This is a genomic window from Micromonospora andamanensis (assembly GCF_016863495.1).
In the GTDB taxonomy this organism is placed as follows: Bacteria; Actinomycetota; Actinomycetes; order Mycobacteriales; family Micromonosporaceae; genus Micromonospora; species Micromonospora andamanensis.
In genome coordinates, this window is the sequence record NZ_BOOZ01000006.1 from 97,844 (window position 1) to 124,095 (window position 26,252).

At 71.6% G+C, this 26,252-nt stretch carries 29 protein-coding genes and 1 tRNA gene; 15 read left to right on the forward strand and 15 right to left on the reverse strand.

The window, feature by feature from the left end; translation table 11 throughout:
* The first annotated feature begins 49 nt into the window (after positions 1-49).
* Positions 50-2,146: a S9 family peptidase gene (locus Van01_RS07795; RefSeq protein WP_204002784.1), complete on the forward strand. Its 2,097-nt coding sequence runs from the start codon at positions 50-52 to the stop codon at positions 2,144-2,146.
* Between the two features lie 20 nt (positions 2,147-2,166).
* Here Van01_RS07795 and Van01_RS07800 read toward each other — a convergent pair whose 3' ends face one another.
* Positions 2,167-2,847 (reverse strand): DUF998 domain-containing protein, encoded by a 681-nt coding sequence (locus Van01_RS07800; RefSeq protein ID WP_204002787.1) that lies wholly within the window; start codon positions 2,845-2,847, stop codon positions 2,167-2,169.
* Positions 2,848-2,979: 132 nt separating this feature from the next.
* Here Van01_RS07800 and Van01_RS07805 point away from each other — a divergent pair, with 132 nt between their 5' ends.
* Complete coding sequence (locus Van01_RS07805) at positions 2,980-4,269, forward strand: sensor histidine kinase (protein ID WP_204002789.1); 1,290 nt, start codon at positions 2,980-2,982, stop codon at positions 4,267-4,269.
* The gene (locus Van01_RS07810) at positions 4,257-4,919 is read left to right on the forward strand and encodes a response regulator transcription factor (RefSeq protein ID WP_204002791.1); all 663 of its coding nucleotides are present in this window, start codon (positions 4,257-4,259) and stop codon (positions 4,917-4,919) included. Before Van01_RS07805 ends, Van01_RS07810 begins: the two co-directional genes overlap by 13 nt.
* A gap of 4 nt (positions 4,920-4,923) precedes the next feature.
* Here Van01_RS07810 and Van01_RS07815 read toward each other — a convergent pair whose 3' ends face one another.
* From Van01_RS07815 to Van01_RS07830, 4 genes are read right to left on the reverse strand one after another with little or no spacing between them, the layout of a single operon-like run.
* On the reverse strand, positions 4,924-6,348 hold the full coding sequence (locus tag Van01_RS07815; RefSeq protein WP_204002793.1) for an FtsX-like permease family protein: 1,425 nt from the start codon (positions 6,346-6,348) through the stop codon (positions 4,924-4,926).
* A complete protein-coding gene (locus Van01_RS07820; protein ID WP_204002795.1) occupies positions 6,345-7,046 on the reverse strand; it encodes an ABC transporter ATP-binding protein in 702 nt (233 codons plus the stop codon). The genes Van01_RS07815 and Van01_RS07820 overlap by 4 nt, the downstream gene beginning before the upstream one ends.
* The gene (locus tag Van01_RS07825; protein ID WP_204002796.1) at positions 7,043-7,579 is read right to left on the reverse strand and encodes a PadR family transcriptional regulator; all 537 of its coding nucleotides are present in this window, start codon (positions 7,577-7,579) and stop codon (positions 7,043-7,045) included. Before Van01_RS07825 ends, Van01_RS07820 begins: the two co-directional genes overlap by 4 nt.
* A 49-nt stretch (positions 7,580-7,628) precedes the next feature.
* Positions 7,629-8,198: a TIGR03086 family metal-binding protein gene (locus Van01_RS07830; RefSeq protein ID WP_204002798.1), complete on the reverse strand. Its 570-nt coding sequence runs from the start codon at positions 8,196-8,198 to the stop codon at positions 7,629-7,631.
* 31 nt (positions 8,199-8,229) lie between these two features.
* Between Van01_RS07830 and Van01_RS07835 the strand changes: the two genes are divergently transcribed.
* Positions 8,230-9,015, forward strand: a complete 786-nt coding sequence (locus tag Van01_RS07835; RefSeq protein WP_204002801.1) for a helix-turn-helix transcriptional regulator — start codon at positions 8,230-8,232, stop codon at positions 9,013-9,015.
* Positions 9,016-9,044: 29 nt separating this feature from the next.
* Here the strand turns inward: Van01_RS07835 and Van01_RS07840 are convergent, their stop codons facing one another.
* From Van01_RS07840 to Van01_RS07865, 6 genes are read right to left on the reverse strand one after another with little or no spacing between them, the layout of a single operon-like run.
* Complete coding sequence (locus Van01_RS07840) at positions 9,045-10,580, reverse strand: SpoIIE family protein phosphatase (protein ID WP_204002808.1); 1,536 nt, start codon at positions 10,578-10,580, stop codon at positions 9,045-9,047.
* Between the two features lies 1 nt (position 10,581).
* Positions 10,582-11,931 (reverse strand): sensor histidine kinase, encoded by a 1,350-nt coding sequence (locus tag Van01_RS07845; protein WP_239098921.1) that lies wholly within the window; start codon positions 11,929-11,931, stop codon positions 10,582-10,584.
* Positions 11,928-12,950, reverse strand: a complete 1,023-nt coding sequence (locus Van01_RS07850; protein WP_373306222.1) for a SpoIIE family protein phosphatase — start codon at positions 12,948-12,950, stop codon at positions 11,928-11,930. Before Van01_RS07850 ends, Van01_RS07845 begins: the two co-directional genes overlap by 4 nt.
* Entirely contained in the window at positions 12,938-13,357 is a 420-nt protein-coding gene (locus Van01_RS07855) for an ATP-binding protein (RefSeq protein WP_204002821.1), read from the reverse strand. The genes Van01_RS07850 and Van01_RS07855 overlap by 13 nt, the downstream gene beginning before the upstream one ends.
* Positions 13,354-13,764 (reverse strand): STAS domain-containing protein, encoded by a 411-nt coding sequence (locus tag Van01_RS07860; protein ID WP_204002823.1) that lies wholly within the window; start codon positions 13,762-13,764, stop codon positions 13,354-13,356. The genes Van01_RS07855 and Van01_RS07860 overlap by 4 nt, the downstream gene beginning before the upstream one ends.
* The gene (locus Van01_RS07865; RefSeq protein WP_204002825.1) at positions 13,764-14,624 is read right to left on the reverse strand and encodes an STAS domain-containing protein; all 861 of its coding nucleotides are present in this window, start codon (positions 14,622-14,624) and stop codon (positions 13,764-13,766) included. Before Van01_RS07865 ends, Van01_RS07860 begins: the two co-directional genes overlap by 1 nt.
* Before the next feature lie 164 nt (positions 14,625-14,788).
* Between Van01_RS07865 and Van01_RS07870 the strand changes: the two genes are divergently transcribed.
* Complete coding sequence (locus Van01_RS07870; protein ID WP_099847996.1) at positions 14,789-15,145, forward strand: STAS domain-containing protein; 357 nt, start codon at positions 14,789-14,791, stop codon at positions 15,143-15,145.
* Positions 15,146-15,155: 10 nt separating this feature from the next.
* On the opposite strand, the gene Van01_RS07875 is transcribed toward Van01_RS07870, so the two are convergent.
* Entirely contained in the window at positions 15,156-16,472 is a 1,317-nt protein-coding gene (locus tag Van01_RS07875; protein WP_239098922.1) for an MFS transporter, read from the reverse strand.
* Between the two features lie 50 nt (positions 16,473-16,522).
* Between Van01_RS07875 and Van01_RS07880 the strand changes: the two genes are divergently transcribed.
* From Van01_RS07880 to Van01_RS07895, 4 genes are all read left to right on the forward strand, one after another.
* Positions 16,523-17,206: a FadR/GntR family transcriptional regulator gene (locus tag Van01_RS07880; protein WP_204002828.1), complete on the forward strand. Its 684-nt coding sequence runs from the start codon at positions 16,523-16,525 to the stop codon at positions 17,204-17,206.
* Positions 17,207-17,244: 38 nt separating this feature from the next.
* The gene (mscL, locus tag Van01_RS07885) at positions 17,245-17,718 is read left to right on the forward strand and encodes a large conductance mechanosensitive channel protein MscL (RefSeq protein WP_204002831.1); all 474 of its coding nucleotides are present in this window, start codon (positions 17,245-17,247) and stop codon (positions 17,716-17,718) included.
* A gap of 82 nt (positions 17,719-17,800) precedes the next feature.
* Positions 17,801-18,028: a hypothetical protein gene (locus tag Van01_RS07890; protein ID WP_204002834.1), complete on the forward strand. Its 228-nt coding sequence runs from the start codon at positions 17,801-17,803 to the stop codon at positions 18,026-18,028.
* Positions 18,029-18,163: 135 nt separating this feature from the next.
* Positions 18,164-18,526, forward strand: a complete 363-nt coding sequence (locus tag Van01_RS07895; RefSeq protein ID WP_204003183.1) for a hypothetical protein — start codon at positions 18,164-18,166, stop codon at positions 18,524-18,526.
* 53 nt (positions 18,527-18,579) lie between these two features.
* Here the strand turns inward: Van01_RS07895 and Van01_RS07900 are convergent, their stop codons facing one another.
* Positions 18,580-19,785, reverse strand: a complete 1,206-nt coding sequence (locus Van01_RS07900) for a helix-turn-helix domain-containing protein (RefSeq protein WP_204002837.1) — start codon at positions 19,783-19,785, stop codon at positions 18,580-18,582.
* Between the two features lie 62 nt (positions 19,786-19,847).
* On the opposite strand from Van01_RS07900, the gene Van01_RS07905 reads away from it, so the two are divergent.
* From Van01_RS07905 to Van01_RS07925, 5 genes are all read left to right on the forward strand, one after another.
* Entirely contained in the window at positions 19,848-20,567 is a 720-nt protein-coding gene (locus Van01_RS07905) for a PP2C family protein-serine/threonine phosphatase (RefSeq protein ID WP_204002840.1), read from the forward strand.
* 82 nt (positions 20,568-20,649) lie between these two features.
* Positions 20,650-20,988, forward strand: coding sequence for a PadR family transcriptional regulator (locus Van01_RS07910; protein ID WP_204002843.1), 339 nt, complete (start codon positions 20,650-20,652; stop codon positions 20,986-20,988).
* On the forward strand, positions 20,985-21,803 hold the full coding sequence (locus Van01_RS07915; RefSeq protein ID WP_204002846.1) for an ATP-binding cassette domain-containing protein: 819 nt from the start codon (positions 20,985-20,987) through the stop codon (positions 21,801-21,803). The genes Van01_RS07910 and Van01_RS07915 overlap by 4 nt, the downstream gene beginning before the upstream one ends.
* Positions 21,800-22,492 (forward strand): ABC transporter permease, encoded by a 693-nt coding sequence (locus Van01_RS07920; protein ID WP_204002849.1) that lies wholly within the window; start codon positions 21,800-21,802, stop codon positions 22,490-22,492. The genes Van01_RS07915 and Van01_RS07920 overlap by 4 nt, the downstream gene beginning before the upstream one ends.
* Before the next feature lie 122 nt (positions 22,493-22,614).
* Complete coding sequence (locus tag Van01_RS07925; RefSeq protein WP_204003186.1) at positions 22,615-23,778, forward strand: hypothetical protein; 1,164 nt, start codon at positions 22,615-22,617, stop codon at positions 23,776-23,778.
* A gap of 7 nt (positions 23,779-23,785) precedes the next feature.
* On the opposite strand, the gene Van01_RS07930 is transcribed toward Van01_RS07925, so the two are convergent.
* Both Van01_RS07930 and Van01_RS07935 read right to left on the reverse strand, forming a co-directional pair.
* Positions 23,786-24,835 (reverse strand): NAD-dependent epimerase/dehydratase family protein, encoded by a 1,050-nt coding sequence (locus Van01_RS07930; RefSeq protein ID WP_204002861.1) that lies wholly within the window; start codon positions 24,833-24,835, stop codon positions 23,786-23,788.
* Positions 24,836-24,925: 90 nt separating this feature from the next.
* On the reverse strand, positions 24,926-25,411 hold the full coding sequence (locus Van01_RS07935; RefSeq protein ID WP_204002864.1) for an anthrone oxygenase family protein: 486 nt from the start codon (positions 25,409-25,411) through the stop codon (positions 24,926-24,928).
* A 193-nt stretch (positions 25,412-25,604) separates the two neighbouring features.
* Here Van01_RS07935 and Van01_RS07940 point away from each other — a divergent pair.
* Positions 25,605-25,681, forward strand: a tRNA-Lys gene (locus tag Van01_RS07940).
* Positions 25,682-26,252 lie beyond the last annotated feature (571 nt).

Here is a 26,252-nt window from a genome sequence, read left to right on the forward strand (position 1 = left end):
TGCAGAATTGCGCCACACCACCTACCGCCACGGCCGGTAACGTGGCGCCGTGACCACCGAGACCCCCGTTCCCGCGGCCAGGCGGGTGCCGACCGAACGCGTCCACCACGGCGACACGGTCGTCGACGAGTACGCCTGGCTCGCCACCAAGGACGATCCGGAAACGATCAACTATCTGAACGCCGAGAACGCCTGGACCGAGGCCCGGACGGCGCACCTGTCCGGGCTGCGTACGGAGTTGTTCGAGGAGATCCGGCGACGTACCCAGGAGACCGACCTCTCGGTGCCGACCCGCAAGGGCGAGCACTGGTACTACACCCGCACCGTCGAGGGACAGCAGTACGGGGTGCACTGCCGTCGGGCGGTCCGCCCCGACGAGACCACCCCGCCGATCAGCGCCGACGGTGCCCCGCTGGACGGGGAGCAGGTGCTCCTCGACGGCAACCTGCTGGCCGAGGGGCACGACTTCTTCGCCCTCGGCGCCTTCGACATCAGCCCCGACGGGCGCTACCTGGCCTACTCCACCGACTTCTCCGGCGACGAGCGGTTCACCCTGCGGGTCAAGGACCTCAGCACCGGCGAACTGCTGCCCGACGAGATTCCCGGGACCTTCTACGGCACCGCGTGGTCCGCCGACGCCTCGATGCTGTTCTACGTGACAGTGGACGAGGCGTGGCGGCCCCACCGGGTCTGGCGACACGTCATCGGCACCGCCGCCACCGAGGACGTGGTGGTGCACGCCGAGGACGACGAACGGTTCTGGGTGGGGGTCGAGCTGACCCGCTCGGAGCGGTTCGTCCTCATCGACATCGCCAGCAAGCTCACAAGCGAGGTTCGGGTGATCCCGGCCGGCAACCCGACGGGTGAGCCCGCGGTGATCGCGCCCCGCCGGCAGGGTGTCGAGTACTCGGTGGAGCACCACGGTCACCGGTTCCTGATCCTGCACAACGACGGCGCCGAGGACTTCGCCCTCGCGTACACCTCGGCCGACGCCCCGGGCGACTGGGTGCCGCTCATCGAGCACTCCCCGGGCACCCGGTTGGAGTCGGTCGACGCCTTCGCCGACCACCTGGTCGTCTCGGTACGCAGCAACGGCCTGACCGGGCTGCGGGTCCTGCCCGTCGGCGGCGGGGACGCCCACGACATCGAGTTCCCGGAACCGCTGCACACGGTCGGCCTGGACGCCAACCCCGAGTACCGCACCGGCCGGCTGCGGCTGCGCTACACCTCGCTCGTCACACCCGACTCGGTGTACGACTACGACCTGGTCACCCGCGAGATGACCCTGCTGCGTCAGCGGCCGGTGCTGCCCGGGCCGGACGGTCAGGTGTACCGGCCGGAGGACTACGAGCAGCAGCGCGACTGGGCGCTTGCCGACGACGGCACCAAGGTGCCGATCTCCCTGGTCTACCGGCGGGGCACCCCCCGGGACGGTTCGGCGCCCTGCGTCATCTACGGCTACGGCTCGTACGAGGCGAGCATGGACCCGTGGTTCTCGGTCGGCCGACTGTCCCTGTTGGACCGTGGGGTTATCTTCGCGGTGGCCCACATCCGGGGCGGTGGCGAGCTGGGTCGCCGTTGGTACGACCACGGCAAGATGCTCGCCAAGAAGAACACCTTCACCGACTTCGTGGCCTGTGCCCGACACCTGGCGAAGGCGGGCTGGACGGCACCGGACCGGCTGGTCGCCCGGGGTGGATCGGCCGGCGGGTTGCTGATGGGCGCGGTGGCCAACCTGGCCCCGGACGCCTTCGCCGGCATCGTCGCGCAGGTGCCGTTCGTGGACGCGCTCAACACGATCCTGGACCCGTCGCTGCCGCTCACCGTCACCGAATGGGAGGAGTGGGGCAACCCGCTGGCGGACCCCGAGGTGTACGCGTACATGAAGTCGTACACCCCGTACGAGAACGTCGCCGCCCTGGACTACCCCGCTATCCTGGCGATGACAAGCCTCAACGACACGCGGGTGCTCTACCACGAGCCGGCGAAGTGGATCGCGCGGCTGCGGGCGGTCGCCCCTCAGGGTGACTACCTGCTCAAGACCGAGATGGAGGCGGGTCACGGCGGACCGAGCGGGCGCTACGACGCCTGGCGGGAGGAGGCGTTCATAAACGCCTGGACCCTGGACCGCCTCGGCCGCGCCTGACCGTCGACCGGCCTGGTGTCTCAGTGCCGCGACCGCGTCGCCGGGACATCAGGCCGGGCTTCCCGCTCGGCCTCCGGACGGGGACTGATCGCGCTGCCGATCACGACCGTCCAGAGCAGAAACGGCAGTACGGCCACCCGCTCCATGCCACCGACACCGAGGCCCAGATCCACCTGCCCGAGGAAGAGCAGCGTTCCGGCGGCCCCGGTCAGGCCGAGCAGAAGGCTGACCCGACGGGCCGGGCCGAGCACCGCGGAGCGCTGTGGCAGCGCCGCGAGCAGCAGCGCGCCGTTGCCCGCACCGAAGACCAGCAACGCGGCCAGAAAGTGCCGATTCTCGTCGACGTCCGCCGGATGGACGCCGGCCAACACGTACCCGCCGGCGCCTGCAAGCGCCGCGAGCTGCACCGCCCGTACGGCCGCACCACGGCCGAGCACCGACCAACTGAGCAGCAGTCCGGCGATGATCAGAAGACCTGTGGCGATCATCGTGCCGTTCATCAGCGGATGCCAGGGCGAGCACACCGGACGCGGTCGGCTGCTGTCCCAGACGCCGCAGGCGACGTTCCCGAGGTCACTGATGTTGTGGGTACGCCAGTCGTACGGCGGCTGCCGCCATCCCCGTGCGGTCACCGCGATCCCGGCGGCGAACAGCGGCGCAGCGAGCAGCAGGGCGTAGGAAGCCGGACGGTGAGCAGACATGCGTCCACTTCAGTCGATGCCGCAGCGGGGCGCACTACCGCTGCGCCGAGTACCGGGGTAGTGCTGGCCATACCCGGGAAAGGGTGTCCAGCGGGCTGGGGCCGCCCCGGTCGGATCACTAGCGTCGGCGGCATGACATCAGCCGCACCTGCCCACCTCGCCCAGGCCCTGCGGCGGCCCCGTTACTCACTCACCGGCTGGCCGTGGCGTGCCCTGGCGTACCTGTTCACGAGCGTGCCGCTGGCCGGCGTGCTCTCCCTCGGGCTGCTCGTCCTGCTGGCACCACTCGTCGCCGCCACGAACGCGGCACGGCAGGGCCGGCCCGTGCCGCTGGCGCTCACCGTCTTCCTGACCGTCGGCGCGCTGCTGATCGTGGCGCTGGCACCGCTGCTCAGCGTGCCGGTGGCGGCGTTCGAACGTTACCGGCTCGGTCTGGTCGACAACCGGCACCTACCCGCCGTGCCGTGGCGTGGTCTCGCCGCCCGCTACACCACCGGCACCGCCTGGCGGGAGGCCGCCTACCTGTTCTTCCTCGGCGGCCTGGTCCCCGCCGTGTACTGGCTGTTCACCATTGTGGTGCTGTTGGCCGCCGTGCTGGTCGTCAGCCCGTTCCTGGTCGCCAACGGCGACCAGGTGGTCCTGCTCTGGGCCACCCCGGACACGGCTGTCGAGGCGGTCCCGCACGCGATCGTCGGGGTGCTGCTCGTGCCGGTCCTGTGGTACGCGGCCGGGGCCCTCGCCATGGCGCAGGGCACCGTCGCGCGGTGGCTGCTCCGGGGCGCTCCGGACGGGCTCGCGCTGCACGAGGTGACCCGGTCACGCGCCCGGTTGGTCGACGCGTACGAGGCGGAGCGCCGACGCATCGAACGTGACCTGCACGACGGCGCGCACCCCCGGCTGACCAGCCTCAGCCTCCAGATCGGCCTGGCCCGGCTGGACGTTCCGGAGGATTCGCCGGCCGCTCGGCCGCTCGCCGTGGCGCACGAGCAGGCGAAGGGTCTGATGGTGCTGCTCCGGCAGATCGTCCAGGGCATCCGTCCGCAGAGCCTCACCGATCTGGGGTTGGCCGGTGCGGTCCGGGAACTCGCCGACGAGGCGCCGATCCCCGTCGAGGTGCACGCCGACCTGCGCCGCGCGATGCCCGAGACGGTCGAGACCACCGCGTACTTCGTGGTGTCGGAGGCGCTCGGCAACGTCGCCCGGCATGCCGAAGCGACCCGCGCCGAGGTCCGGCTCACCGACACCGGCACCGGGCTGGTGGTCGAGATCCGGGACGACGGGCGGGGTGGCGCGGATCCCGCTCGGGGCAGCGGGCTGACCGGGCTCGCCGACCGGGTGGCCGCCGCCGAGGGTCGCCTGCTGCTGGCCAGCCCGCCGGGCGGCCCCACGGTGATCCGGGTGGAGCTACCGTGCAGGGCGTGACCCGGGTCGTGCTCGCCGAGGACGAGGTGCTGCTGCGGGAGGGACTGGTGGCCCTGCTCGCCCGCTTCGGCTTCGACGTGCTCGACGCCGTCGGTACCGCCCCCGCACTTGTGGACGCCGTCCGGACCCACCGGCCGGACCTGGTGGTGACCGACATCCGGATGCCGCCCCGGCATCGTGACGACGGGCTACGGGCGGCTGTGGAGCTGCGCGCCGAGCAACCCGGCCTGGCCGTGGTGGTGCTCAGCCAGCACGTGCAGCCCGAGTACGCCTCGGCGCTGCTCGCCAGCGCCGACGGTCGGCGGGTCGGCTACCTGCTCAAGGACCGGGTCGCCGAGGTCACCGAGTTCGTCGACAACCTGCGTACCGTCGTCGGCGGCGGCACGGTGGTCGACCCCGACGTGGTCCGCCGGCTGCTGCACCGGCCCCGGGACCCGCTCGCCGCCCTCTCCGCCCGGGAACGGGAGGTGCTCGTGCTTGTCGCCGAGGGACGGTCGAACGCGGCGATCGCCTGTCGCCTGCACGTCACCGAAGCGGCGGTCGGCAAGCACATCGGCAACATCCTGGCCAAGCTCGGCCTGCCACCTGACGACGGCACCAACCGCCGGGTGCTGGCGACGCTCACCTACCTGCGGGCCGACGTCGGCTGACCGCTCAGGTGGCGCGTAGCTCCTCCACCGCTGTGGTGGACCGCAGGAAGAGCACCCCCAACCCGACCACGACCAGCACCGCGACGATCGCGCCGGCACCCTGCAACGCCAACTGCGCCAGCGGTACGTCCGGCCGGCGGGCGCCCGGGCTGAGGTCGCCGGTGAGCAGTCGACCGATGGCGTACCCGACGCCGAGCGCGACAAGCACGGCGGGCACCACGGGGGCCAGCACCTGCCAGGCGATCGAGGTGCCGATGGTGGCCCGGGGCACACCTGTCGCTACCAGGACGGCGTACGCCCGGCGGCGGGAGACGATCCCCTCCACGAGGGTGACGAGCAAGCCGGCGGCGGCGATGGCCACCGCAGCGACCACGGCCAGGTCGACCAGGTTCATCGTGTTCAGGTAGAAGGAGTCGTGGAAGGCGTCACCACCGAAGCCGGCCAGCCGGTTCTGCTCCTGTTCCAGCTCCGCCCTGAGCTGGAACGAGGCTCGGAAGGCCGCCGCGCCGCCAGCGATGATGAGGGCGGCCAGCAGGGCGGCGAAGGTGCGGCTGCTGGCCCAGGGGTCTTCGGTCAGCCGGCGGGCCGCCAGCAGGGCGGCCGGACGCCTGGCGAGACGGTGCAGCAGCCGCCCGGCCAGGTGCGCGATCCAGCCGGTCCCGAAGATCACCCCCATCACCGCGCCGAAGATGCCGAGCATGACGACGACGGCCAGCCATTCGAAGGCGGCACCCTCCAGGGCCCACTGGATCGGTTCGACAAGCGCCGCCGCCAGCACGCCGAGCCCGATCAGCAGCGCCGGCCACGGCCGGGGCGACCCGGTGCGTCCGGCCCGGCGGACCACACCCAACGGTGTGGTGGCGACCGTGCGGAGCAGGACGGCGGTGGCCGCCGCGGCGAGCACCGGGAGCCCGAGCACCACCGCCGCCATCGCGGGCACCGGCGGCAGCACGTCGGTGGGCAGGGCCAACTGGCCGTTGGCGTCCGGACGGTGCAGCATCGACCGCCCGATGAGGTACGTGGCCAGGCCGGCAAGCGTGCCGCCCAGACTGGCGAGCCCGGTCTCCAGCATGGCGACCCGGGTCACCTGGCCGGGGGTCGCGCCGGCCAGCCGCAGCGCGGCGAGCCGTCGGTCCCGCGACGGCGCACCCAGCCGGGCGCTCTGGCCGGCCAGGGCCAGCACCGGGATGGTGAGCAGCACCAGCGCGAACGCCGTCCCGCCGCGCAGCCCCGGCTCGCGCAGCAACGCGTTCACGTACTGCTCGGACTGCTGCCACGCGTCACCAGGCGGTTTCCGGATGGCCAGCACCGTGACGGCCGCGAGCCCGGCGAGCGTGGCCAGCAGGGCACTCAGCGCGGTCAGCGCCACCCGGGCGGCGTCGGTGCGGCTGCCGGCGAGGGCCAGCCTGGTCAGGGTCGCGAGGCTCACCGGGAGCCGCCGGCGAGCGGCGCGTCGAGGCCCAGACCGGTGTGGTCGATCACGCCGTCGCGCAGGACGACCTCACGATCGGCGTACGCGGCGATCCGGGGCTCGTGGGTGACCAGGACGACGCTTGTGTGCTGCTCCCGGGCCAGCCGGACCAGTTGGGTGAGCACCTGCTCCCCGGCGAGGGTGTCCAGCGCGCCGGTCGGCTCGTCGGCGAAGAGCACCCGTGGTTCGGTGACAAGTGCCCGGGCGGTCGCGCAGCGCTGCTGCTGACCACCGGACATCTCGCCGGGGCGTACGTCGGCGCAGTCCGCCACGCCCAACCGGTCCAACCAGGTGAGCGCCGCCGTCCGTGCCGCTCGCCGCCCCGTGCCGGCGAGCAACAACGGAAGGGCGACGTTCTCCGCCGCGGTCAGCTCGGCGACGAGCTGACCGAACTGGAACAACACCCCGAACTCGGTACGCCGCAGGCGGGAGCGGGCCGCCTCGGACCAGGTGTCCAGCCGGTGGCCACGCCAGCTCACCTCGCCGGCGTCCGGGCGCAGGATGCCGGCGAGGCAGTGCAGCAGCGTGGACTTGCCGCAGCCGCTCGGCGCGGTCACCGCGACGATCTCTCCCTCGCCGATGTCCACTGTGATGCCGCGCAGTGCCGGTGTCGGTCCGTACGACTTCACCAGACCGCGAGCCTGAAGTTGCGTCACGAGTGCACCTCCCGGTGCCAGTCGGCGACCCGGTCCAGGGTGGTGTGCAACCACCGCAGGTCGGCGTCGAGATGGGCGATGGCGTAGTCGGCCGCCACGACGTCGTCGACGGTGGCCGACGGGGCCGTCTTCAGCGCGGTCAGCTCACGCAGTCGCTCGGTGTGCGCGCGGCGCTGCGCGACCAGATACGCACGCGCCCGGTCCACATCGGCCACCAGCAGCGCCACCACCACCTTCGTGAACAGCGGACTGTTCACGTACGGCATCGGTGGCTCGACGCTGCTCAACCACTGGTCCAGCGTGGCCCGCCCCTGCTCGGTGAGCGTGTACGCGGTGCGGTCCGGGCCGGCGAGGCGTTCCGGCCCGGTGGATGCCACAAGCCCGTCCCGCTGCAGCCGGCCCAGTGTGGCGTAGACCTGCCCGAACGCCAGGGGACGGGCCTGCGGCAGCCGGCTGTCGTGGGCCCGCTTCAACTCGTACCCGTGCATGGTGCCGGTGGCGAGCAGCCCCAGCAGCAGGTGCGGTGTGGACACCAGGCCACTATTCACTCAGTGAATAGCACCCGTCAAGTCGCCGGAACACCTAACGCGATGTCCAGGCCGGGTCGCGGCCGGTCATGCCGAGCAGCCGGGCCAACTCCGACGGGGTGCCGTCGACCGGCACCGCCTCGCCGAACACCCCCATCTGCCGGGCGGTCGGAGCGAGCTGAGCGGCCAACTCGTGCAGCGCGGGCAGCACCTCGGACGCCGGCTCGTACGGCTGGCCGGTGGCGACCGCGAGATCCCAGCCGTGCACGGTCAGGTCGAGCAGCGCCATCGCCCCCACCACCGGCTGCGGCATGCCCATTCCCGGCGAGGCTCCCTCCTCGCTGGCCGGGTCCGACCACGCCTCGACCAACCGGCCGGTCTCGGTCTCGAACCGGTCCCGCCAGCCGTCGGTGAGGTGGTCAGGCTTGTCGGCCCAGGTCACCGGCGAACGCCCGGCGAGCGCCTGGAAGTTGACCACCACCTCGTACAGGTGGTTCAACAGGTCACGGACCTGAAAGTCCTGGCAGGGGGTCGGCAGGTCGAGCTGGTCATCGGTGATCTGCCGGACCACCGCCACGGTTCGCGGCGCGGCAGCCGCCAGCAGGTCGCTAGTCTGAGTGGCCATAGGGCCAGCGTATGAGGGCGGTCTTGAACAAATGCGACAGCCACGCGGCGACAGCCGCGGCATCCTCGACCCGGCCGGGTTGCAGCGGCGGGTACGGTTCCGACGGCACCTGCCCGCAGTCGCACTACGCCACTGGGTGGAGCACTACTGGCTGATCGACTGGGACCTCAGCGAGCCGTTCGAGCAGCGGATCGTCCCGCATCCGGCGGTCAACCTGGTGTTCCAGCGCGACGGTGACGAACCGGAACGCGCGGAGCTGGCCGGCGTCGGTCAGGGACTCTTCTCGATCACCCTCACCGGTTCCGGGCGGGTCAGCGGCGTGCAGTTCCGCCCCGGCGGCTTCCATCCGTTCTGGCGGCGGTCGGTCGCCGAGCTGACCGGTCGACGGCAGCCGCTCCCCGACGCCGTACCCGATCAGGCGGTCTGCGCCGGCACGGACGCCGAACGGTGCCAGGCGCTGAACGCCGTGCTCACCGGCTGGGCACCGCGAGCAGACCCGGTGAACGACGAGGTGATGCGCCTGGCCGAGGCGATCCGGACCGACCGGAACGTACGCCGGGTCGACGATTTCGCAGGCGAACACGGTGTGTCAGTCCGCCGGTTGCAGCGGCTCTTCCTCACCCACGTCGGAGTCGGTCCCAAGTGGGTGATCCGCCGCTACCGGCTGCACGAGGCGATCGAGCGGGCGGCGGACGGGCCGCTCGACTGGGCCGGGCTCGCCGCCGAACTCGGCTACAGCGATCAGGCCCACCTGGTACGCGACTTCACCGCGACGACAGGCGTCTCCCCCGCCGCGTACGCCCAGAGTCCGCGTTAGGGGCCGCTCGCCACCGGGGGCGTCGGACCTCAGCGACGGCGTAGCGCGACCACTGCGACGTCGTCCTGGATCTCGTCGGGGGCCAGTTCGACGACCAGCCGCTCGCAGAACCTGTCGAGGTCGTCGTCGACCTGGGCGGCACACGACGCGAGGGCGACCAGCCCATCGTCGATCGTGGCGTCCCGCCGCTCGATCAGACCGTCGGTGTAGAAGACGATCGTCGACCCGGCCGGCAGCACGAACTCCAGGTCCGCGGGGCGGGGCGCCCGCACCCCGAGCAGCGGCGCGACGTGATGCACGTACTCCGCCTTGCCGTCCTGAACGATCAACGGAGGCAGGTGACCGGCGCTGGCCAGCCGGACGTGTCCGGTGGTCGGCTCCAGCAGCAGTACGCAGATCGTCGCCAGTTCGCTGGGCAGCAGCGTCCGCATCAGCTCGTTGACCCGGTGCAGGATCTCGCCCGGCTGGTGCCCCTCCACCGCGTACGCCCGCACCGCATGCCGCAGCTCGGCCATGATGGTGGCGGCGTGCAGGGAGTGACCGGCCACGTCCCCGATGGCCAGCAGCAGGTGACCGTCGAGCATCACCAGCTCGTAGAAGTCGCCGCCCACCTCGGTCTGCGCGCTGGCCGGCTCGTACCGGACGGCCAGGTCCAGACCGGAGATCTGCGGGACGCTGCGCGGTAGCAGGCTGCGTTGCAGGGTCACCGCGATCCGGTGCTCCTCGTCGAAGGAGCGCTGCGCCTCCACCGCCGAGGCGACCGCCTGGGCCAGTTGGACAAGCACCGGGGTGCGGGCGGTCTGTGTCGCGGTCGGCACCACGACGTAGAGCGGCGCGCGGTCCTCGCGCAGCCGGGCGGCGGCGACGGTGACCTTGTCACCGGCCGGCCAGTCGACGAGCGACCAGTGGGCCGGCTCCTGCACCGAGACTGTGGCACCTGTCGGCACTCCGGTGTCGTCAACGATCCACGGCACCACGCGGGCCTCGGCATCGGGGCCGGCGCAGACCCCGGCCAGGCAGTCGCCGTCGAAGGTCTCGGCGACCACCGCGGCGGGGCTCTTGAAGATCTCCGCCGCACCGGCCGCCGCCACCTCCAGCAGCCTGGCGAAGTTCGGTGCGGCGTGCACCGCGACCGTGGTGTCCGCCAGCCCGGTGAGCCGCTCGGCGAGCAGCTCGGCCCGCCGCCGGGCCTGGTAGTACCGCAGCACCGACTGCGCGGTGGCGACCAGTTCGTCCGGCTCGATCGGCTCGGCCAGGTACGCGTCCGCCCCACGGGTCAGCCCCTGGGTGCGGTCAGTCGTGTCGATCGCGTGCGCGGACACATGGATCACCGGCAGCGCCGGGTGCGCCGCCTTGATCCGTTCGCACACCTCGAAGCCACTGAGGTCCGGCAGCCGGACGTCGAGCACGACCAGGTCGATCGGGTCCACCCCGACCCGACTCAGCGCCTCGCCACCCGTCTCCGCCTCCAGCACGATGAAGCCGGCACGGGTCAGCCAGTTCACCAGGAGGTAGCGCTTGGTCCGACTGTCGTCGACCACCAGCACTGTCGCTGCGCCGTCCATGTCAGGTCCCGTCCGTGGGCAGCCAGACCGTGAAGGTGCTGCCCCGACCCGGCTCGCTTGCCAGGTCGAGAGTGCCGCCGAGCAGGTTCACCAGCCGTCGGGCGTACGGCAGACCGAGGCCGGTGCCGCCGACCCGGGCGGGGCCGGGCGCCTGGTAGAACTCCTCGAAGACCCGATCGTGCAGCTCAGATGGGATGCCGGGACCGGTGTCGGTGACGGTGAGCCGCCACCCGTCGTCGTGCCGCTCGGCCCGCAGCCGGACCTCGCCCCGGGAGGTAAATTTGAGCCCGTTGTGCAGCAGGTTACGCAGCACCTGGGCGAGCAGCACCTCGTCGGTACGTACCGTGGCTGGGCTGGCCGGTTCCTCCACCACCAGTTCCACCTCCTCGGCGGCGGGCAGCGCCCGCAGCGTGCCGCGCAGTTGGCCGAAGACAGCCCGCAGGTCCACCTCGGCCCACTCCGGCTCGATCCGGCCCGACTCCGCCTTGGCCAGGTCGAGCAGCTCGTTCACCAGCGCGAGCAGATCCGACGCCGAGGAGCGGATCAGCCCGACCTGACGTTCCTGCTCCGTGGTGAGCGGGTCGGACGCGGAATCGCCGAGCAGGCGGGCCAATCCGATGATCGCGGTCACCGGTGCCCGCAGCTCGTGGCTGACGTTGGCCAGGAAGCGGCTCTTGGACTCGCTCGCCGCGCGTAGCTGCGCCGACTTCTCGTCCAACTCCGCGTAGAGGGCCACCACGCCCTGGTTGGTCGCCTCCAACTCGTCGGTGAGCTGCTGGTAGAGCGCCATCACACCGCGGTTGGTCTGCTCCAGCTCCTCGTTGAGCCGGGCCAGCTCGTCGCGCTGGTTGCGTACCTCGTCCAAAGCGTTGATCAATTGAAGGTTCTGCGTGGCGAGTTCCTCCTCGGCGGTACCCGGGGCGCTCTCGCCGAGCTGGGCACGCAGCTCCGCCAGACGCTCGGTGGTGAGCGCCCGGGCGGTGGCCGGAACCCGTCGGGACATCCTGACGACCGTAACCTGCTCAACTGTCAGCACGGTCAATGTGTCCACCAGGCGTGCCACCGCACCGGACTCCGGCTCGTACCGCCCACCTGGCAGGGGCGCCACCGGCGTGAGGTCGACCCGCAGGTGGGAACGTCCGTCAGGTGAGTCGGCCACGGCGAACACCACGTCGGCCCCGCCGGCCGCCCGCAGTAGGTCACGGGCCACCTCGCTGAGCGCGGTGGCGATCCGGACCTGGTCCTGATGCTCCAGTCCGACGGCTGCGGCGGCCTCCCGGCCCCGCTGGCGGAGCACGAAGATGTCCTGCTCCACCCGAAGCGCCATCTGGAGCAGCGGCGTGGTGGTCATGACCAGGACCTCGCCACCAGCACCCCGGCGTCGTCGCGCCGGATGCCGGCGTCGCGCAGCAGGGTGGCGGCCACCACCAGCGGTTCCCGCCCGGCCAGACCCGGGTAGTCGGTGAGCTGCCACCTGTCGACCACGCCGTCGGTGTGCATGACCAACAGGCTGCCGGCCTCGAACGGATAGTCGTACTGCCTGATCACCGGCCGCTGGTGCCCGGCGATGCCGGGCAGGGAGACCAGGCCACGACGCCCACCGTCACCGGTGGCCACGACGCCTGTGATGTTGCCCAGCCCGGCGTAGCGCAGCACGCCGGCGGCCGGATCCGGCTCGGCCACGGCGAGGGCCGCACCACGGGTGTGGGACATCGCCCGGTGCAGGTGACCCACCACCTCCGCCGGCGACGCCGCCGGGGCGTCCCGGAAGGCGGTGAGTGCGGCGTCGGTGGCGGCGGCGGCCAGCGGCCCGTGCCCCAGACCGTCGGTGACCATCACCTGGCGGCGGTCGCCCACAGTACGGGAGGCGTAACCGTCCCCGCTTACCGTCTCCCCGGTCAACGGCCGGGTCAGGCCGCCGACCCAGGACGCTCCGGTGTCCGGTTCGGCGAAGACCCGCACGGCGATGACCGTCCCCCGACCCGGCCGCGAGTACGCGTCGAACCAGCTCGCCTGCCGGACGATCGCGCCCAGACCGATGCCGAGGGTGCCGGCGGTGGAGTGCCCGTCGCGGGCGGAGTCGGCAAGGTCGACCATGCCCGGACCGGTGTCGATCGCGATCATCTCCACCCCGGCGTCCACCTCGCGGCGTACCGGCCGGAGCAGCAGCAGCCCGTCGTCGGCGTGCTTGATGAGGTTGCTTGTCAGCTCGGCGGCGACGATGGCCAGGTCGGCGATCCGCCCGGCGGGCAGGCCCAACTGGTTGCCAATCCGCTCGGCGGCCCGCCGCACGGCGCTGCCGGTGCTGCCGTTCTCCACCCGGAACCAGGCGCCCCGGTCAGTGACCGGTTCGGCGGTCACCGGGACCACTTGGTGATCGTGATCCGGGTGCCCTGGCCTGGCGCGGTCTGAATGTCGAACTCGTCAACCAGCCGGCGGGCGCCGCTGAGGCCGAGGCCGAGGCCGCCACCCGTGGTGTACCCGTCGGTCAGCGCGAGATCCAGGTCGGCGATGCCGGGCCCGGTGTCGGCGAAGACGATCCTGATGCCGGGTCGTCGACCGTTGTCGACGGCGGCCACCTCGACCGTCCCGCCGCCGCCGTAGACGAGGGTGTTGCGGGCGAGTTCGCTGGCCGCGGTGACCACCTTGGTCTGGTCGACCAGGGAGAGCCGGACCGCCACGGCCACGGTACGCACCAACTGGCGGACGCGTACGACATCCTCGTCGCTGCCCACCGTCTGTGCCTGAGGGCGGCCCAGGTCGACCCCGCTCGTCATGGTGACGCCGTCGGCTCTGGGACCGGATCGTCGTCCGGCTCGTCGCGATCGTCGGCCCGGTCAATCGCGATGAGTTCCATCCCCCGCTCGACGTTCAGCGCGGTCCGGATGCCGTTGAGCGACAGACCCAGCTCGACAAGGGTGATGGCGACGGCCGGGCGCATCCCCACGACCACCGTCTCGGCGTCGAGCACCCGGGAGATCGAGGCGATTGTGGAGAGCATCCGCCCGACGAACGAGTCGACGATGTCCAGCGCGGTGATGTCGATGATCACGCCGTGACAGCCGGTCGCGACGATCCGCTCGGCCAGGTCCTCCTGGAGCGCGACAGCCGTCTGGTCGGACATGTCGACCTGGATGGAGACCAGCAGGATGTCGCCGATCTTGAGGATCGGCACCCGCTCCATCACGCCTCCCGACGCGGCTGGCGGCGGGAGGTCTCGACCCCGGTGAGCCGCAGCACGTGTCGCAGCGCGTCGGCGAGACTCGCCTTGGTGGCGATGTCACCGAACTCGATGCCGAGCGCCACGATCGTCTGCGCGATCTGCGGCCGGATGCCGGAGATGATGCAGTCGGCGCCCATCAGTCGGGCGGCCACCACTGTCTTCAGGATGTGCTGGGCCACCTGCGTGTCCACCGCCGGCACGCCGGTGATGTCGATGATCGCGTACGGCGAGCCGGTGTCGACCAGGGTCTGCAACAGCCGTTCCATCACGACCTGGGCACGGGCCGAGTCGAGCGTGCCGACAAGCGGCACCGCCACCACGCTCTCCCAGAGCTTGACCACCGGGGTGGAAAGCTCAAGCAGTTGCTCGGCCTGGTCGGCGATCAGGCTCTCCCGGGTGCGGACGAAGGTCTCGAAGGTGAACAGGCCCATCTGGTCGACGAGCGCGGAGAAGGCGACGTAGTCACGCAGCGTCGCGACGCTCTGGTCGTTGTCCAGCGCGGTGAGCAGCGCTTCCTTGAGGGCGAACACGCCGGTGGCGGTCTCGGTGGCGGAGAAGCCCTGCCGGGCCTGCCCACGGGAGAAGTCGGCGAGCACGGCCCGCAGCTCGGTGGCATCCTCGGCGTTCAGGTCGACAGCGCCCTTGCTGAGGGCGTCGACCAGGGCGCGGTGCAACTCCTGCACCTGCCGGACCAGCTCGGCCTGGCTGAGCCGGCCCCGCAACTGCCCGGCGATGATCTCAGTCCACCGCTGGGTGACCTGCTCCGACCGGCTGGCCAGCAGCTCACCCAACCGGCCGCTCTCGTCAGCGCTGAGCGCCATGGCAATACCCCCTAGACCTGGACCGGCCGGACTCTATCACCGGGGTCCGACGAACTACTTGTCGCAGAGCAACCGAATGACGATGGACACCTGATCCTGCTCCCGTTCTGCGTACGGCGGCCCGGGTGGGATACCGTTCCACCGATAAACAGGAGGTCTGGCGAATGTCCTTGACGGTGCACACGGAACAGCACGGTGACGTGGTCGTCGTGTCGGTCGCTGGCGAGCTGGACATGGCCACCGCACCGCAGTTGCAGGACCAGATCACCGACCTGCTCGACAAGGGGCGCAGTCGCCTCGTGTTCGACCTGTCGGACGTCTCGTTCTGCGACTCTACCGGTCTGTCGGTGTTCGTCCGCGCGAAGAACAGCTGCGACGAGGCCGGCGGAGTGGTCCGCCTCGCCGCTCCGCAGCGTGGCGTGCTGCGGATCCTGGAGGTGAGTGGCCTGGTCGAGGTGCTGCACACCTATCCCACAGTCGAGCAGGCGGTCGCCGGCGATCCGACGCCGGCCTCCTCCTGACCCCGACGCCTCAACGCTCGTCCTCGATGTAGCGGGGGCGAGCGATAAGCATGCCCGCACCGGTCTGCACGGCCAAGGCGGCGAGCAGGAAACCGATAGGCGCCAACCATCCCCCGGTCGCGTCGTAGAGGATCCCGACCAGCAGCGGCCCCAGCGCCGCGATGACGTAACCGGTGCTCTGCGCGAAGGCCGAGAGCGCGACAGTGCCGTCGGCGGTGCGGGCCCGCAGCCCGATGGTGGCCAGGATGAGCGGGAACGCGCCCTGCCCGAACGCCAGCAGCACCACCCACAGCACCGCCCCGCCGCGCGGCGCGAACGCCAGCCCCAGGTACGCCAGGCTGGAGGCAGTGGTCAGCGCGAAGATCAGCGGCCGTAGGCTGCCCATCCGGCCGGCAAGCGTCGGCATCAGCAGCGCGATGGGCACCCCGAGCGCGGTCACCCCGGCGAGCAGCAGCCCGGCGTCCTGCGGGCGGAAACCCGAGTCCCGGAACAGCTGGGCCAACCAGCCCATGATCGCGTACCCGCTCAGCGACTGCGCCCCGAAGTAGACGGCCATCGCCCAACCGAGCCGGGTACGTCCCGGCCGCACCCGCGACCGGGCGGCGGTGCCGTTGCGCCGTGCGGCGGTGCGACCGCGCAGGGCCGCCGGCAGCCACGGAAGCACGGCCACCGCCGCCATTGCCGCCCAGACACCAAGTCCGGCCCGCCAACTGCCGAAGGCGTGCGCCACCGGCACCGCGGCGGCGGCGGCCACCGTCGTGCCCACCGTCAGCGCCATCGTGTACGCCCCGGTGACCAGCCCGGTGCGGTGCGGGAAGTGCTGCTTGACAAGCATCGGCAGGAGGATGTTCGCCACCGCGATCCCGGCCAGCGCGAGCGCGCTGGTGACCAGGAACACCGCTGCGGAACCGGTGACCACCCGCAGCACCTGCCCGACGGTGAGGGCCAGCATCGCCAGCACCAGCAGCCTGGCCGGGGAGAACCGACGGACCAGCCACGGAGTGGCCGCCCCGAGCCCGGCGAACGCGATTGTGGGCAGGGTGGTGACGAAGCCGGCCATCGTCCCGGAGAGGGCAAGGCCGACGCGTACCTCGTCGAGCAGCGCGCCGAGGCTGGTGACGGCGGCGCGCAGGTTGAGCGCCACCAGCAGCATCCCGGCCAGCACCAGCCACCCGGCGTTGGTGCGGGAGGCGGTCGGAGCCGCGCCCCCGGCCGAACTGACCGCGCCCGGGAACCCCTCACCCGCTACACCTTCGACGGCCGGGCAGCCCTGGCCGGTGACCGGGTTCTTCGGGACGGCGGGGACCGCAGGGGGTGACGGGGGCATGACCTCGAACCTACAATCATGGGATGAATTCCGGCGAGAGGTTGTAACGAGTGCCACCCGCAGCCGATTCCACCCCGGTGCCGCCACGTGGCCGCCGGGTCCGGGAGACGATCGCCCAGCTCCGGCAGCGGATCATGGACGGCGAGTGGCCGGTGGGCGGTCGGATCCCGACCGAACCGCAACTGGTCGAGGCGCTCGGCGTGGGACGCAACACGCTGCGCGAGGCGGTCCGGGCGCTGGCCCACGCCGGGGTGCTGGAATGCCGTCAGGGCTCCGGCACCTACGTGCTCTCCACCGACGAACTCGCCCCGGTGGTGGCCCGCCGACTCACCGACGACCGGATGACCGAGGTGATCGAGGTACGCCGCGCCTTCGAGGTGGAGGCCGCGCGGCTCGCCGCGCGGCGGCGTACCTCCGAGGATCTGGCCGCCCTCGACGCCGCGCTGGCGACCCGCGAGGCGGCCTGGCGCGGCGGCCGGGTCGCCGAGTTCGTGGCCGCCGACGCCGCGCTGCACACCGCAGTGGTCGCGGCCGCGCACAACGCCATGCTCGCCGAGCTGTACGCCTCGGTCGGCACCGCGATGCGCAGTACCCTGACCCAGGCCATGGGCGAGGCGTTGACCCCGGAACGGCACGTCGACCACGCCCGGCTGGTGGCCGCGATCAGGGCCGGCGATCCGGAACTGGCCGCCCGGGAAGCCGGCGCTTTTCTGGAGCCCCCACCCGGGGCATAGGTTGTCCCCGACGGAAACGGGACACCTCGGGAGTACGGATGCTCAAGGGCTTCAAAGACTTCATCATGCGCGGCAACGTCGTCGACCTCGCGGTCGGCGTCGTCATCGGTGCCGCCTTCACCGGCGTGGTCACCCAGCTCACCAAATCTTTCCTGGACCCACTGATCCGGGTCTTCGTGGTGCTGGTCACCGGCAGCGACAAGGGCATCGCCGGCACCGCGCCGGAGATCCGGGGCATCCCGTTCGACTGGGTCGCCTTCGTCAACGCGTTGATCACCTTCCTGCTCACCGCCGCCGCGCTGTACTTCCTCGTGGTCTACCCGATGAACCGGCTGGCGGAGCGGCGCAGGCGGGGCGAGGAGCCGCCGCCGGCCGCGCCGAGCGAGGAGGTCAAGCTGCTCACCGAGATCCGGGACGCGCTCGTCGCCGCCGGCCGGACCACCCCGGCGCAGCAGCGCGGAGCCCTGGACGACGTGCTCGGCCGACGGGACGAACCGCCTGCCGCGCGCTGAATCCGGCACCCGCACATCGGCCCCTGTGGGAATCCCGCAGGGGCCGGCTCGTGTCGAACAAATGTTCGATAGAGTCCCCCGCATGGAGCAGCGGAAACACTTGTGGAACGGGAAATGGGGGCGACTGGCCCGGCGGGACGTCTTCCTCCGGACGGATGCCGACAGATGGTTCGTCGAGCAACGCGCCGGCGGCGCCGAGGGCATCTCCCGGTTCTACGAGTACGACACCGTCGAAGAGGCCGAGGACACCATCCGCGCGCTGCTCCAGGGCACCGACACCTGGCGCGAACTGACCCCCCGCCCCCACTGAGGTTGATCAAGAAGTTCTGGTCGGGATCGGCGCGGATCCCGACCAGAACTTCTTGATCAACGGGGCCTGACGGTGGGGTGGGGGCGTTTAGGGAAGGGGGAGGGCGGGAACCGCGCGGGGATGGAGCAGCAGGGCATCGATCAGCGGACAACCCTCTCGCAGGTCACCACAGGCATGCGGGTGGTCGACTCGGCCGGCCTCGACGTGGGCACCGTGGACCTCGTCCAACGCGGTGATCCGAACGCTGTGACAGTGCAGGGGGCACCGACCACCGACCCCGGCAGCAGCCTGGACGAACTTATCGAATCCGCAGCCGTGGAGGAGCCGGACGTACCAGCGGACCTGGCAGCCCGGCTGCTGCGCACCGGCTACCTCAAGGTCTCCACCGACCTGGTCCCCACCGGTGCCGTCTACGTCCTGGCCGACCAGATCTCCACAGTCACCCCCACCACAGTCACCCTCAACACCCCCGCCACCACCCTCCCCCCAGAAGCCTGACCCCACCCCGGCCCGCCCCGGCCCCACCCCGGATCGCCTCGGCGATCATGAAGTTATTGCGGTGGGTAAGCGCTTGCCCCAGCAACAACTTCATGATCGACGGCCTGCGGGGTGGGTCGCTGGCGGACCGCCCAGAGCGCCACCTCGGTACGGGACGCGGTGCCGGTCTTGCGCAGCAGGTTGGAGACGTGCACGGTGACCGTCCGCACCGAGATGCCGAGGGCCCGCGCCACCTGCTTGTTGGACATGCCGGCGACCAGGCATTCGAGCACCTCCACCTCCCGGCCGGTCAGGCAGACCGGAGGCGGGGACGTCGGCCCCGCACCGGACTGGGACGCCGACCTCGGAGCGGACCCGGACTCCGGCGCGGCACGGCGACGCGCCAACCGGCCAGGACCGGACTCCGGCCCGGCGAACCGGGACGCAGGCACGGCAGGCACGGCCGGACGGGACGGGGACAGCGCGGGATCGGACCCGGGCGGCACGGGCGAGCCGGCCGGGACCAGGAGGGCGTCGAGATCCTGCCCGGCGTGCGCGGCGAGCAGCTCGGTGAGGGCGTACGGGTTGCCGTCGGTGCGCCGCCAGACCTCGTGCACCAGTTCGGGGCGGGGGTTCGCATACACCTGGGTCAGCACCTCGGCGACCTCGGCCGGGCGCAGCGGCCCGAGATGCTGGCGCACCACGCCGCGTACCCCGCAGAGGCGGGCCAGGGTGCGGCCGGCGAGTTCCGGTGAGACCGCGCGCGCGGCGGGCCTGGTCGCCACCACCAGCAGCGCCGGCAGCCCGTCGGCGGTGGCCAGTTCGCCCACCAGGTTGAGGCTGGCCGGGTCGAGGGCGTGCAGATCCTCCACCACGAGCACCGCCGGGCCGGCGCCGACAAGCACCCGGACGGTACGCACGGCCAGCCGGAGCAGGGTGCCGGGGGCGTAGCGCTCACGCGGCGCGGTGGGCTGCTGGGCGAGCCAGGCCAGCGCGTCGGCCGGCAGGTCGAGCCGGGTGGTCTCGCGTCCGCTCAGCGCGGCGGCCAACCAGTCGTACGGGGCGGGGCTGTGCACCCGGGCGGTGCCGCTGAGCACCACCTCCGGTCGCGGGGTGAAGCCGTCCAGCGCAGCGGCGACAAGCAGGCTCTTGCCCACCCCCGGTCCCCCGGTGACGACCGCGACAGCCGGCGAGCGGCGCCGTCCCGCGACCACGCTGGACCAGGCCCGGTCCAGCTCAGCCAGCTCACCGGCACGCCCGACCATGGACACCGGCAACATTCCTCAACCCTACGCAGTAGTGCGTAGAGACGCGGGAAGGGTCTTCTTGGCAAGCTTGTCCCATGACGCTGATCCTCCGCTCGGCCATCCTCAACGACATCGGTCTGGTCCGGACCAACAACGAGGACTCCGCCCTTGCCGGTGAGCGCCTCGTCGCGGTGGCCGACGGCATGGGTGGGCTGCCCGCAGGCGAGGTGGCCAGTGAGATCGTCATCCGGATCCTCGACGAGCTGGTCCCGCCGACCGCACCGGACGCCGCCGCCGAGGCGCTTCGCGCCGTGGTGAGCACCGCCAACCAGCGCATCCACGCCGCGATCGTCGCCGACCCCGAACGGGACGGCATGGGTACGACGCTGACCGCGGCCCTGCTCGCCGGGGAGACGTTGGTGCTGGCGCAGGTCGGCGACTCCCGCTGCTACCTGCTCCGCGACGGCCAACTGCGCCAGCTGACCCGGGATGACACGTTCGTGCAGGCGCTCGTCGACCAGGGCGCTCTCCTTCCCGAGCAGGCCCGTCACCACCCGCAGCGGTCGCTTGTCACCCGGGCGGTGCAGGGCGCCGACGCGCCGCCGACGATGGGCGCGGTGACCCTGGCCGCCGGTGACCGGCTGCTGCTGTGCAGCGACGGGCTCTCCGACTACGTGACCGACGACGCGATCGCCACCACCCTGGGCATGCACGCCGACCGCCACCAGTGCGGCGAGCAGCTGGTGAAGCTCGCCCACCAGGCCGGCGCGCCGGACAACGTCACAGTGGTCATCTCCGACGTCGTCGCTGGCTGAGGTGGGTCGGCACGGTCGGTCGGACCGTCGCGACCGCACTAGGTAGTTGTGCCATCTAGATAGCGGCACTAGGGTTCGGCCTGTGGATTCCGATCGTCGGGGGCAGTGGCTGCGCGGGGTGCTCGACCTTTGCGTGCTCGCCCTGCTGCGCGACGGCGAGTCCTACGGCTACCAGCTCGCCCAGTCGCTCGACGCCGTAGGCGTCGGACCGATCCAGGGCGGCACGCTCTACCCGGTGCTGCTGCGGCTGCAACGCACCGGCCTGGTCACCGCGCGGTGGCGGGAGGGCGATTCCGGTCCGGCCCGCAAGTACTACCAACTCACCGACGACGGGCGAGCGGCCCTGCGGCACGGCGGCAACGCCTGGTTGGCGTTCGTGGCCCCGGTGACCAGCATCGTCACGAAGGGGGTCGACGGGTGAACACCGACGACTGGCTGCGGGCGTTCGCGGCCGAGCTGTACCAGCGCCGGGTGGGCCGCGACGCCGCCCGGCATGTGGTCGCCGAGGCGGCCACCCACCTCCGCGAGGGCGGCGGTGATCCGTGGCTGGTCTTCGGCTCGCCGCAGGCGTACGCCGCCGCCATCGTGGAGAGCATCGGCACCGCGCCCGGCCCGCGCCCCGGCCCCGTCCGGCTGCACGCCCGGGGCATCACCAAGCGGTACGGCCGGCAGGTGGTGCTCCGCGACGCGTCGCTCACCGTACGGGCCGGACAGATCGCCGCGGTGGTCGGCGCGAACGGCTGCGGCAAGAGCACCTTCCTGCGGATCTGCGCCGGCCTGGTCTCGCCGGACGCCGGGGAGGTGACCGTCTCGGGTCGGCTGGGCTACTGCCCGCAGCAGGGCGGCACCGCCGACTTCCTGCTGCCCGACGAGCACTTCGTGCTGGTGGGCGCCGCTCAGGGCGTACCTCGAGGGCCGGCCCGGCGGGCCGGCCGCGCGGCGGCCCGCGACCTCGGCTGGGACGCCGAGAGCGCCGTGCTGGCCCGGCACCTCTCCGGTGGCACGCGACAGAAACTGAACCTCACCATGTCCACCCTGACGCAGCCGGACGTGCTGCTGCTCGACGAGCCGTACCAGGGCTTCGACCAGGGCAGCTACGTCAACCTCTGGGACCAGCTGACCCGGCTGCGCGACGAGGGACGGGCCATCGTGGTGGTGACCCACCTGCTCAACCAGCTCGACCGGGTCGACCTGGTGCTCGACCTGACCCCCGCCCACCAGGGAGGCCGATCGTGAACCGGCTGGTCACCGTGGCCGAGATGACGCTGCGGGAGTTGGCGCGCCGCCGGGGCGTGATCCTGCTCCTGCTGCTGATGCCGTTGACCTTCTGGCTGATCCGGCGCGACTCCTACGTCGGGCAGTCCGTGCGTGCGCTGCTGCTCGGCATCAGCTGGGCGGTAAGCACCGCAGCCCTCTTCGCCACAAGCGCGGCCCGCGAGCTGGAACCCCGGCTGCGGCTCGCCGGCTACCGGCCGCACCACCTCTACATCGGGCGGATGCTCGGCCTGTGGGCGCTGGGGCTGGCCATCGCGGTGCCGTTCTTCCTGCTCACCGTCGTCGACGCGAACAACCTGCGGTACGGCGGGATCGCCGTGGCGATGCTCTGCTGCGTGGCGGTGGCGGCACCGTTCGGCATGCTGATCGGCGCGCTGCTGCCCCGCGAACTTGAGGGCACACTGCTGCTGCTCACAGTAGTGGCGATGCAGATGCTGCTCGACCCGGCCGACGCCGGGGCGAAACTGACGCCGTTCTGGTCGAGCCGGGAGATCGCCACCTGGGCTGTGGACCACACCGACGACGGTTACCTGACCCGCGGTTTCCTGCACGGGATGGTGGTCACCGTGCTGCTGATCGTGACGGTGGCGGGGGTCTTCGCCGTCCGGCTACGCCGACGGCGGCACCTGCACCACGTGCCGATCGCCTGATCCGTCCGGCCCACGGCGGGGCTGGGCTTCATCGACACAGGCTTCATTGACACAGGCCCTAGCATCACGGGGTGCGCCTCAGATCCTCCACCGCCACCGTCGCGTTCGGCGTCGCCATCGCCATGCTCACCGCGTGCAGCCCGTCCGTGCCGAGCGCTGACCCGCGCGGCGCGCAGGCCCCGGGGGGCGGTGCCTCCTCGACGCCCAGCGCGCCGGGGCAGGAGCCGGGCGCGCAGGCCAACCCGGCGGCGCAGACCGGGTTGGGCAGCCCGGACCCCACTGCCAGCCCCTCCCCGTCCGGCGCGCCCCGGCAGGCACGCGACACCGGCAACCCGAGCGGACGGGTGACCGTTCCGGCAGCCGGGCGGGCGGTCGACACGTCAAAGCCGACCCGTACCGTCGGTGACGGCACCGCCGACAGTTGCACCTCCGCCGCCGTCATCCGGGCGGTCGCGGCCGGCGGGATCATCACCTTCGACTGCGGCCCCGACCCGGTGACCATCCGGATGACCGCCACCGCCAAGGTACGCAACGCCAACGGCCCGCAGGTGGTGCTCGACGGTGGTGGCAAGATCACCCTCAGCGGGCAGGGGAAGCGGCGCATCCTCTACATGAACACCTGCGACGCGTTGCAGGGCTGGACCACCTCGCACTGCGACAACCAGGATCACCCGCGACTGACCGTGCAGAACCTCACCTTCGCCGACGGTGACGCCACCGGCCAGCGCACCGACGGCGGCGGCGGAGGGGCGATCTTCGTCCGGGGCGGCCGGTTCAAGGTGGTCAACTCGCGCTTCGTCGACAACCGCTGCGACCGGACCGGCCCGGACCTGGGCGGTGCCGCGATCCGGGTCCTCGACCAGCACGACGACCAGCCGGTGTACGTGGTCAACAGCACCTTCACCGGCGGTTCCTGCGCCAACGGCGGTGCGCTGAGCAGCATCGGTGTGTCCTGGGTGGTCCTCAACAGCGTGCTGCGGGACAACGACGCGGTGGGCGAGGGCGCCAACCCGGCCCGCTCCGGCACGCCTGGCGGCGGCAGCGGCGGAGCGATCTACTGCGACGGCAACACGTTCTCCGTACGCCTCGCCGGCACGGTCGTCGAGGACAACGACGCCCGGGAGGGCGGTGGGGCGATCTTCTTCGTCAGCAACGACCGCACCGGCACCCTGCGCATCGAGAACTCAACCCTGCGCCGCAACCCCAGCCATGGCTTCCAGACCCACCCCGGCATCTTCTACCAGGGCTCCGGCAAGCCGACGTTCACCGCCTCCACCATCCGCTGACCCGGGGTCAGTAGGGGTTGCCCACGCCTGCGGGGAAGGTGGGCGAGATGGACAGGGGCGGGCTTGCGGTCTGCGACCGGTCGGCCAAGCCGCGGAACAACTCCCGCAGGGCGCTCACCGAGTCGACACTCGGGTGCCAGCCAAGCTCGGTCTCGGCCCGCTCACTGGACATCAGCGGCGCGTTGAGCGCCAGCTCCACCCAGCCCGCGTCAACAGGTTGCAGCCGCGCCCGCCAGGTGAGCGCGGCGGCGGCGCGCAGCACCGGGGCGGCCACCGGCACCGTCCACCCGTGGAAGTGCCGGGCCACCAGCTCGGGAGTCAGCACCGGGTCCGCGGCGACATTGAAAGCACCGCGGGCGTCACTCATGATCGCCCAGGCGTACGCGTCAGCCACGTCGTCGGCGTGCACCACCTGCATCCGCAGCCGACGATTCGCCGGCACCAGCGGCAGCCGGCCGTACCGGAGCAGCCGCACCGGGGCCAGCGGGCCGAGGAAGTAGCGGCTGATCTCGGTGCCCGCCTCCCGTTGAAAGATCAACCCGGGACGCAGCCGGACCACCCGTAGGCTCGGGTGGCTCCGCTCGATCCCGTCGAGCATCTCCTCGACCGCCGCCTTGTCCTGGCTGTACGACGACCCGGGCACGCCTGTCGTCGGCCAGCGCTCACTTATCGGCGCGTCCTTCGGGCCGGGCGCGTAGGTGCCGACCGACGAGGCGTACACCAGGGCCGGCACCCGGGCGCGCAGCACCGCGTCGACCACCGCCCGGCTGCCGCCGACATTTGTCCGCCGCAACACGTGCTGGTCGTGGCTGGGCTGGATCTGCCAGGCCAGGTGCACCACCGCGTCGGCACCGGCGAAGACGCCGGCAAGCTCGTCCGCCGCGCCCGCCAGCCCGATGTCGCAGGAGTGCCACCGCACCGCGTCGTACGGCTCACCCGCCCCGGCCGGCGGCAACCGCCGCGCCACCCCGACGATCTCCACGTCGCGCTCGCGCCGCAACCGACGCAGCAGCGCCGACCCGACGTTCCCGCTCGCTCCCACGACCACGATCCGCATGCCCGGTCCGTACCCGGTCAGCCGCTTTCCAAGCTTGCCGCTGCCAGCTCGGTCCCAGCCGCGCACTCGGGTGCCACCGGCGCCGGCCGCTCAGCGGGCGAGCAGCGCGCCGATCAGGCAGGCGAAGGCAGCGGCCGAGCTGACCGTCCGGACCAGGTTCCACCGCACCCACGGCTCCTCGAACCAGTCCCGTACCCCCGCCAGATCGTCGATCCCGTCAACCGGCCCCGCAGCCTCCAACCGGTTGTTGAGCGGCACGTTGCACCGCCCGGTGACCCCGAGCGTGATCAGATGGCCGACCAGCGCGGCGACGAGCCAGCCGAGCACCGCACCGCCGGTGCCGAGATGCCCGACCACCGCCACCACCACGAGCAGCGGCCCACCGAGAAATGCCGACAGGAACCAGCCGTTGATGATCTTCCGATTGATCGACTGCATGGTGCCGACCAGGGTCCGACCGTCCGTCGCGGCCAGACCCGGCATCACCGAGCAGGCGTACGCGAAGAACAGCCCCGCCACCAGCCCGGTCGTCAGCGTGGCCCCGGCCAGGACGGCGAGACGAATCGGCTCCGACATGCGGCACCTCCACAGACACGGGGCAGCCGGCAGGACGCGGGGCCGCCCGGCCGACGACGAGGTCCGCGCGCCGGCCCAGCCGATCCTGCCAGCCGACGTCCACACTTGGCTGACCGGAGCCGCTGCCACCAGGCATCGACAGCGGGGCCGGAGCCGCGAGCCCGCTCCCACAGGTGTCCGGTAACCTGAGCGCGCGGGCCGCTAGCTCAATGGCAGAGCTGTGGACTTTTAATCCACTGTGGAAGTTCCTGTCCTTTACTACTGCCCGCAAAGTGCTTCCGTCCGGAATCTCGCCTGCTAATCCGGGTATAGGCCCTTCAGTATCAGCAGGTCAGCACAATCGTTGCTCACCGTAATCGCCTTGTCGGTCAGGCCCTCGAGGGCAGAAATCCAGCATCTAGGGATGGAGTCCATCTAGGGTCGCTGGCATCCGAGCACCCACGGAGCACCCACGGACCGAACGGCCCGCGCCCGGCGTGAGCCGTTCGGCGGAGCGGTTGGAAGCGGCGGCTCACTCGCAGCGGTCCTCGCTGCCCCGCCCGTACGCCTCGCACAATCCGCGCGTTGCCGGTAGACCCGAAGGCCGCGGCCACGCCGGGAGCTGCGGGGGTGATCTGATGCAGGCATGCCCGCAACACCACGGCCACCCATGTCCGCTCCGGATCACCCGAAGGACGGTCTCGTGGCGCCACGCCTGCACCCTAAAGCGGCTTCACAACTACTCTCCGCGACGAGCATCTGCCAAAAGCGCCCCTGTTCTCAGCCAACCCGAACTCCTTCGCCTTGATGAATGCCATCTAGGCGAATACGTTCAGGTTGTCGACCACAGAGCGATAGGAGG